This window comes from Sphingomonas naphthae, from assembly GCF_028607085.1.
In the GTDB taxonomy this organism is placed as follows: Bacteria; Pseudomonadota; Alphaproteobacteria; order Sphingomonadales; family Sphingomonadaceae; genus Sphingomonas_Q; species Sphingomonas_Q naphthae.
Window position 1 is genome coordinate 3,304,486 of record NZ_CP117411.1, and the last position, 8,015, is coordinate 3,312,500.

The 8,015-nt window shown below is 63.5% G+C and carries 5 protein-coding genes, 1 tRNA gene and 2 rRNA genes (1 of these 8 running past the window's edge); 5 read left to right on the top strand and 3 right to left on the bottom strand.

The window, feature by feature from the left end:
* The 5 genes from xylB (at position 1) to PQ455_RS15940 (ending at position 5,113) form a co-directional block, all read left to right on the top strand.
* Positions 1 to 774 (top strand): D-xylose 1-dehydrogenase, encoded by a 774-nt coding sequence (gene xylB / locus PQ455_RS15920; RefSeq protein WP_273687078.1) that lies wholly within the window; start codon positions 1 to 3, stop codon positions 772 to 774.
* Entirely contained in the window at positions 774 to 1,655 is an 882-nt protein-coding gene (locus PQ455_RS15925; protein WP_273687080.1) for an SMP-30/gluconolactonase/LRE family protein, read from the top strand. The genes xylB and PQ455_RS15925 overlap by 1 nt, the downstream gene beginning before the upstream one ends.
* A gap of 20 nt (positions 1,656 to 1,675) precedes the next feature.
* Positions 1,676 to 3,076 carry a sugar porter family MFS transporter gene (locus PQ455_RS15930; RefSeq protein WP_273687082.1) on the top strand — a complete coding sequence of 467 codons (1,401 nt, stop codon included), beginning with the start codon at positions 1,676 to 1,678 and terminating at the stop codon, positions 3,074 to 3,076.
* Complete coding sequence (locus PQ455_RS15935; protein WP_273687084.1) at positions 3,073 to 3,936, top strand: aldose 1-epimerase; 864 nt, start codon at positions 3,073 to 3,075, stop codon at positions 3,934 to 3,936. The genes PQ455_RS15930 and PQ455_RS15935 overlap by 4 nt, the downstream gene beginning before the upstream one ends.
* A 56-nt stretch (positions 3,937 to 3,992) precedes the next feature.
* A protein-coding gene (locus PQ455_RS15940; RefSeq protein ID WP_273686543.1) for an IS3 family transposase occupies positions 3,993 to 5,113 on the top strand; the annotation gives its coding sequence in 2 pieces (ribosomal slippage) (positions 3,993 to 4,242 and positions 4,242 to 5,113; 1,122 coding nt in all).
* A gap of 255 nt (positions 5,114 to 5,368) precedes the next feature.
* On the opposite strand, the gene PQ455_RS15945 is transcribed toward PQ455_RS15940, so the two are convergent.
* From PQ455_RS15945 to PQ455_RS15955, 3 genes are all read right to left on the bottom strand, one after another.
* Positions 5,369 to 5,445 (bottom strand) — tRNA-Met (locus tag PQ455_RS15945).
* 140 nt (positions 5,446 to 5,585) lie between these two features.
* Positions 5,586 to 5,700, bottom strand: a 5S ribosomal RNA gene (gene rrf / locus PQ455_RS15950).
* Between the two features lie 112 nt (positions 5,701 to 5,812).
* Positions 5,813 to 8,015, bottom strand: a 23S ribosomal RNA gene (locus PQ455_RS15955); it runs 588 nt beyond the window's last position.

Consider the following 8,015-nt stretch of genomic DNA (forward strand, 5'->3'; position numbering starts at 1 on the left):
ATGACCAGCCCCGCCCCCACCCGCGCCGTCTATCCCAGCCTCGCCGGCAAGCGCGTGTTCCTGACCGGCGGCGGCAGCGGGATTGGCGAGGGGCTGGTCGAGGCGTTCGCCATGCAGGGCGCGCGGGTGGTGTTCGTCGATATCGCCGAAGGCCCGTCGCGCGCGCTGGTCGAGCGGCTGGCCGACGCGGCGGCGGTGCCGCATTTCGAGCGCTGCGACCTCACCGATCTCGCCGCGCTCGACCGCGCCGTCGCGGCCGCCGGGGAACGGCTGGGCGGGATCGACATCCTCATCAACAATGCCGGCAACGACGATCGCCACACGATCGACGCGGTGACCCCCGCCTATTGGGAGGATCGCTTCGCGGTGAACCTGCGCCACCAATTCTTCGCGGCCAGGGCGGTGGTGCCGATGATGCGACAGGCCGGGGGTGGCGTGATCCTGAACTTCGGATCGATCAGCTGGCACCTCGGCCTGCCCGATCTGGTCCTCTACCAGACCGCCAAGGCGGCGATCGAGGGCATGACCCGCGCGCTGGCCCGCGATCTCGGGCGGGAGGGCATCCGGGTCAACACGATCGTCCCCGGCAACGTCCAGACGCCCCGGCAGGAGAAATGGTACACGCCCGAGGGCGAGGCCGAGATCATCGCCCAGCAATGCCTCGACGGCCGGGTCCAGCCCGCCGACGTCGCCGCACTGGTGCTGTTCCTCGCCTCGGACGACGCCCGCATGTGCACCGGCCACGATTATTTCGTGGACGCGGGCTGGCGCTGATGGTGGCGCGCGACCTCCGCCCCGTCTGCGCCGTCGGCGCCACGCTCGGCGAGGGGCCGGTGTGGGACGTGGCGCGTGGGGCTTTGTGGTTCGTCGATATCAAGGGGCGGCGGCTGCATCGCTTCGATCCGGTGACGGGCGCGCTCGCCAGCCAGGACGCGCCCGCCGAGATCGGCTGGGCGCTGCCCGCCGACGACGGCACGCTGCTGGCCGGGTTGCAGGACGGGCTGTGGCGCTTCGATCCGGGTGGGGGCGGCTTCGCCCCGTTCCTCGCCGTCGAGCCCGACCGCCCCGGCAACCGCCTCAACGACGCGACGGTCGATGCCGCGGGCCGCCTGTGGTTCGGCAGCATGGACAATGGCGAAGCCGAAGCGTCGGGCCGCCTCTATCGCTTCGATGATGCCGGCATCATCGACAGCGGCCTGCCCCCGGTCGTCATCACCAACGGCCCGGCATTCTCGCCGGATGGCCGCACCCTCTATCACACCGATACGCTGGGCGGGGTCGTCCACGCGGCGCCGGTGTCCGAAGACGGCACGGTCGGCGCGCCCCGCCCCTTCGCGCGGATCGACCCCGCCGACGGCTATCCCGACGGCCCCGCCGTCGATGCCGAAGGTTGCGTCTGGACGGGCCTGTTCGGCGGCTGGGGCGTGCGGCGCTATGCCCCCACCGGCGAACTGATCGAAACGATGCGCTTCCCCGTCGCCAACGTCACCAAGATCGCGTTCGGCGGCCCGGATCTCACCACCGTTTACGCCACCACGGCGCGCAAGGGGCTGGACGCGGCGGCGCTGGCGGCACAGCCCCTTGCCGGCGACCTGTTCGCCTTCACGGTGGACGTGCCGGGGCTGGCGACACCCTTGATCCGCATCGCCGCATGACCGAACAAGAGAGGATCGCAATGGGCTATCAGCAGCGGGCGAATACCGGCTTCATCATCCTGATCGTCGCGGCGGCGACGATCGGCGGCTTCATGTTCGGCTATGACAGCGGCGTCATCAACGGCACGCAGGAGGGGCTGGAGCGCGCCTTCGACCTGTCCAAGCTCGGCACCGGTCTCAACGTCGGCGCGATCCTGATCGGTTGCGCGGTGGGCTCCTTCCTCGCCGGGCGGCTGGCCGACCGGATGGGCCGCCGCCGGGTGATGCAGATCGCCGCGATCCTGTTCATCGTCTCCGCGCTGGGCGCGGGCGCGGCAGGCGGATCGGCCACCTTCATCCTCGCCCGCTTCATCGGCGGCATCGGCGTGGGCGCCGCCAGCGTGCTCTCCCCGGTCTACATCAGCGAGGTGACCCCGGCCGCGATCCGGGGCCGCCTCTCCAGCATCCAGCAGATCATGATCATCACCGGGCTCACCGGGGCGTTCGTCGCCAATTACGCGCTGGCGCAGGCGGCGGGCGGATCGCTCGCGCCTTTCTGGCTGGGGCTGCCGGCGTGGCGCTGGATGTTCTGGATGCAGGTCATCCCCGCCGCCGCCTATCTGGCGGCGCTGGCGCTGATCCCCGAAAGCCCCCGCTTCCTGATGCTGCGCGGCCGCACGGAAGACGCCCGCGCGGTGCTGACCCGCCTGTTCGGGTCGGACGCCGCCGACGCCAAGGTGGCCGAGATCGCCGGTTCGCTTTCCGTCGATCATCGCCCGCGCCTGCGCGACCTGCTCGATCCCGCCACCGGCAAGGTCCGCCGGGTCGTGTGGGCCGGCATAGGCCTCGCCATCTTCCAGCAGTTCGTCGGCATCAACATCGTCTTCTACTACGGCGCGGTGCTGTGGCAGTCGGTGGGGTTCAGCGAGAATGACGCGCTGCTCATCAACATCCTGTCGGGCAGCCTCTCGATCCTCGCCTGCTTCGCCGCCGCCTGGCTGGTCGAGCGGCTAGGTCGCCGCCCGCTGCTGCTGCTCGGATCGGCCGGCATGGCCGCCACGCTCGCCGTTCTGGCCTTCTGCTTCTCGACCGCGACGACGGTGAACGGCTCGCTCGCCATGGGCGACGATATCGGCCGGATCGCGCTCGTCTCGGCCAATCTCTACGTCATCTTCTTCAACCTCAGCTGGGGCCCGGTGATGTGGGTGATGCTGGGCGAGATGTTCCCCAACCAGATCCGCGGATCGGGGCTGGCCGTCTCGGGCTTCGCGCAATGGACGGCGAATTTCGCCATCTCCGTCAGCTTCCCCGCGCTCGCCGCCGGCGTCGGTCTCGCCACGACCTACGGCTTCTACGCGCTCAGCGCCTTCGCCTCCTTCTTCTTCGTCCGCGCCCTCGTCCGCGAGACGCGCGGCCGCGAACTGGAAGAGATGGAAGGGTGAAGGTCGAACGGCTGGCGGCGGGGGATTGGGAGGCGACCCTGCTGCCAGCCCTGGGCGGCGCGGTCGGCTCGCTCCGCTACGGCGGCCGCGACATCCTGCGCCCGACCCCGCCCGGCGCGACCGATCCGCTCCAGACCGCCTGCTTCCCCCTCGTCCCTTACGCCAACCGTATCGCGCACGGGCGCTTCACCTTCGATGGCCAGACCATCACCCTGCCCCCCAATTTCGGCGATCATCCCCATCCGCTGCACGGCGTCGGCTGGGGGCGGAAATGGCAGGTCGAACGGCACGACGCCGCATCGGTGACCTTGCGGCTCGACCACGCCGCCGAAGCGGACTGGCCATGGTCCTTCGCCGCCGAGCAGCGGATCGTGCTGGCGGGCGGCCTTCATATCGCTCTTACGCTGCGCTCGTGCGATGATCGTCGGATGCCGGCCGGGCTGGGTTTCCACCCGTATTTTCTGCGAGATTCCGAGACGCAACTCCAGATGGACGTCAAAGGCACATGGCTGACCGACGCCGCGATGTTGCCGACCAAATTCGTGCCGGGGCACCATTTTGGCATTTGGGCGCGCGGCGACAGGGTCGATCGCCGCAAGCTGGTCGATAATTGTCACGCTGGCTGGAATGGTCGCGCCGGGATCCAAGATGGCAAGCGAGCGATCACCGTGAATGCGACCGGCGCGGAATACCTCCATCTCTATATCCCGCCAGCAGAAGACTTTTTCTGCATCGAGCCGGTAACCCACGCCCCCGACGCCATTAACCGACAAGCTGATAGCGTACGCACACTCGCGCCGGGGTGTAGGACTCACATGGACCTTTGCATCTCATGGGATCCAAGGCCCTTTCGCAAATGACCTGCTCCCCGGAAATCATGCCATTGGTAGGTTAGCTCGTCAGATGGAGACGAGCGATGCGTCGAGGCCGTTTTACCGAGGACCAGATTATTGGCGTGCTGCGTGAGCACGAGGCGGGCGTGAAGACCGCCGAGCTATGCCGGAAGCATGGCATCAGCGATGCGACGTTCTACAACTGGAAGGCGAAGTACGGCGGCATGACCGTGTCGGAGGCGGCGCGGTTGCGCACGCTCGAGGATGAGAACCGTCGGCTGAAGAAGCTGCTGGCGGAGTCGATGCTGGACGTGTCGGCGCTGAAGGATCTGCTGGGAAAAAACTGACCCGGTCTGTGGATCGCTACGCTGCGGTGGAGAAGCTGATGGCCGACCACGGCTTCTCCGAGCGTCGCGCTTGCAGACTGATCGGGGTCAACCGGTCGGCATGGCAATATGAGCCGCTTCGCGGGAAGGACGACGCTGTGCGCGAACGGATGCGCGAGATCGCCAACGAGCGTCGTCGGTTCGGTTATCGCCGGCTGGCGGTCCTGCTCCGGCGTGAAGGCAAGGGCATGAACCTGAAGAAGATGTACCGGCTGTATCGCGAGGAGCGGCTGACGGTGCGAAAGCGCGGCGGCCGAAAACGAGCGTTGGGCACGCGGGCGCCGATGGCGATTCCGCAGGAACCCAACCAGCGCTGGTCGCTCGACTTCGTGTCGGATGCATTGGCCTGCGGCCGGCGGTTCCGCCTGCTCAATGTCATCGACGACTACAGCCGGGAGTGCCTGGCCTGCATCGTCGATACCTCGCTGTCAGGGCGGCGTGTCGTGCGGGAGCTGACGGCCATCGCCGAGCGTCGTGGGCTGCCATGCATGGTGGTCAGCGACAACGGGACCGAACTGACCAGTCACGCCGTCCTCGCCTGGTGCCAGGACACGGGCGTGGAGTGGCATTACATCGCGCCGGGCAAGCCGCAGCAGAACGGCTTTGTCGAGAGCTTCAATGGTCGCTTGCGCGACGAGTGCCTGAACGAGCACCTGTTCTCCTCGCTGGCTGCGGCGAGACGGATCATCGAGGCATGGCGGACAGACTATAACACCGTGCGTCCGCACAGCAGCCTCGGCGGCATGGCGCCCGCCGAGTTTACCAACCGCCCCCGCCAGGGGCATGAGGACACCGAAGCTAACTTATCAGCGGCATGAAAACGGGGAGCAGGTCACAAATGATCCAGCCGGGCGTTTGAAGGGGTGGAAATCGCGACGGGAGTCGGGGGTTTGTCTCCGGCGGTGTCGCCGGCAGCAGCGGCCCTGAGAACATCCCCGAAATCAAATCGACATTCTGGGTAGTGTGGGGATCTGGCGTGTGGTTCGGGGGCGGGGAGGCACGGGAAGGGGGCAAGAGAATACCGCCGCAGGAGGGCCTGGGGCGGTTTGGGGTAGTGTGGATTTGGGAAGGATTGGTTGCGGGGACAGGATTTGAACCTGTGACCTTCAGGTTATGAGCCTGACGAGCTACCGGGCTGCTCCACCCCGCGACACTGGGTGTTTTCTGGAAGGGTGTTCCAGAAGGCCGGAAAGGCCGCCTTTGGCGGGAGGGATACTCCGGCTTGGGGCGGCCTGTTCAGGCTTCGAGATTGTGGATGGGTTCTGTGTGCACTGGTGCGCTGGCTTCAATGCCTGGCGGCGACCTACTCTTCCATCGCTTAAGCGATAGTACCATTGGCGCGGACAGGTTTCACGGCCGAGTTCGGGATGGGATCGGGTGGGTCACTGACGCTATGGCCACCAAGCAATGGGGCCAGCGCGGTGCGTTGGGTGTGAAATCGTGCGGGATCACTATGCTGAGGGTCAGCCACCTGTCGATGTCAGGGCGTTTTCAGTCCTGTCATTGATGGTGGGGCTCTCAAGCGCGAATAGAGCAATTAGTATCGGTTAGCTCCATGGGTTACCCCACTTCCACATCCGATCTATCAAGGTCGTGGTCTTCGACCGCTCTAAGATATCTTATCTCGAGGGAGGCTTCCCGCTTAGATGCTTTCAGCGGTTATCCCGTCCGTACATAGCTACCCTGCTGCGCCATTGGCATGACGACAGGTCCACCAGAGGTACGTTCAACCCGGTCCTCTCGTACTAGGGTCAACTCCTCTCAAATATCGACGCCCACGGCAGATAGGGACCAAACTGTCTCGCGACGTTCTGAACCCAGCTCACGTACCACTTTAATTGGCGAACAGCCAAACCCTTGGGACCTGCTCCAGCCCCAGGATGTGATGAGCCGACATCGAGGTGCCAAACAACCCCGTCGATATGAGCTCTTGGGGGTTATCAGCCTGTTATCCCCGGCGTACCTTTTATCCGTTGAGCGATGGCCCTTCCACGAGGGACCACCGGATCACTATGACCGACTTTCGTCTCTGCTCGACTTGTCAGTCTCGCAGTCAGGCTGGCTTATGCCATTGCACTCTAACAGCCGGTTTCCAACCGGCCTGAGCCAACCTTCGCGCGCCTCCGTTACTCTTTGGGAGGCGACCGCCCCAGTCAAACTACCCGCCACAGAGGGTCCCTGAACCAGTTTCATGGTTCGAGGTTAGACATCAGAAAACAACAGGGTGGTATTTCACCTATGGCTCCACGTCAGCTGGCGCCAACGCTTCAAAGCCTCCCACCTATGCTACACAGTTCTTTCCTAATGCCACTCTGAAGCTGCAGTAAAGGTGCACGGGGTCTTTCCGTCTAACCGCGGGTACTCCGCATCTTCACGGAGAATTCAATTTCGCTGAGCATGTACTGGAGACAGTGGGGAAGTCGTTACGCCATTCGTGCAGGTCGGAACTTACCCGACAAGGAATTTCGCTACCTTAGGACCGTTATAGTTACGGCCGCCGTTTACCGGGGCTTCATTTCGATGCTTGCACATCTCCACTTAACCTTCCGGCACCGGGCAGGCGTCAGACCCTATACGTCGTCTTGAAGCCGACTTAGCAGAGCCCTGTGTTTTTGCTAAACAGTCGCTACCCCCTGGCCTGTGCCCCCCATAAGTGCTTGCGCATATATGGGGCCTCCTTCTTCCGAAGGTACGGAGGCAATTTGCCGAGTTCCTTCAGTACACTTCTCTCAAGCGCCTTGGTATACTCTACCTGACCACCTGTGTCGGTTTCGGGTACGGTCTATAAGGTGGGGCTATTTCCTGGAACCACTTCGAAGCCCATCCAATCCGATAAGGATGAACAACACACGTGATCCGTCACACACCACCAGGCCCACGAATATTAACGTGGTTCCCATCGACTACCCCCTTCGGGCTCGTCTTAGGGGCCGGCTCACCCTGCGCGGATTAGCCTTGCGCAGGAACCCTTGGTCTTTCGGCGACAGGGCATCTCACCCTGTTTATCGCTACTCATGTCTGCATTCGCACTTCCGATACCTCCACCACCCATTACCAGATGGCTTCACCGGCTTACGGAACGCTCCGCTACCGCGTGGATAAATCCACACCCTAAGCTTCGGTGCGTGTCTTGAGCCCCGTTACATCTTCGCCGCAGGATCTCTTATTTAGACCAGTGAGCTGTTACGCTTTCTTTAAAGGATGGCTGCTTCTAAGCCAACCTCCTGGTTGTTTTGGAAATCCCACATGCTTTCCCACTTAGACACGACTTGGGGACCTTAGCTGTAGGTCAGGGCTGTTTCCCTCTTGACGACGGACCTTAGCACCCGCCGTCTGTCTCCCGGATATTACTCGTTGGTATTCGGAGTTTGGTTAGAGTTGGTAGATCTCGCGACCCCCGCATCCATCCAGTGCTCTACCCCCAACGGTATTCATCCGAGGCACTACCTCAATAGTTTTCGCGGAGAACCAGCTATTTCCCGGCTTGATTGGCCTTTCACCCCTAAACACAACTCATCCGGTAACTTTTCAACGTTAATCGGTTCGGACCTCCAGTGGGTGTTACCCCACCTTCATCCTGGTCATGCCTAGATCGCCGGGTTTCGGGTCTAATCCATCAAACTGAAGCGCCCTATTCAGACTCGCTTTCGCTGCGCCTACACCTAACGGCTTAAGCTTGCTTGATAGATTAAGTCACAGACCCATTATGCAAGAGGTACG